The sequence below is a fragment of the Stenotrophomonas sp. S41 genome (genome assembly GCF_016624625.1).
In the GTDB taxonomy this organism is placed as follows: Bacteria; Pseudomonadota; Gammaproteobacteria; order Xanthomonadales; family Xanthomonadaceae; genus Stenotrophomonas.
Window position 1 is genome coordinate 1 of the sequence record NZ_JACVTV010000247.1, and the last position, 214, is coordinate 214.

Annotated in this window: 1 protein-coding gene; it reads right to left on the minus strand. The window is 54.2% G+C overall.

The annotated features are described in order from the left end of the window. Positions 1–7 precede the first annotated feature (7 nt). Positions 8–214 (minus strand): hypothetical protein (locus tag IAE56_RS21200; protein WP_234456252.1); only part of this gene is annotated, 207 nt, incomplete at its 5' end.

Consider the following 214-nt stretch of genomic DNA (forward strand, 5'->3'; position numbering starts at 1 on the left):
ACAATTGTCAGATATCGAATGAATTCATCCACGCATGGCGTGGCTCTACTGGTAACGGCGGCTTTTGGTAGGTGTCGACCTTGGTCGACACGATTTTTCTGTCAGATATCGAAATAAATTTGGGGTCAGAGCCCGTTGCGCAGCAACGGGATCCGACCCCGTCTTCCGACAGATCGCGGGAAACTGTCGAAGGCGGGGTGGGTCCGGTTGAGGG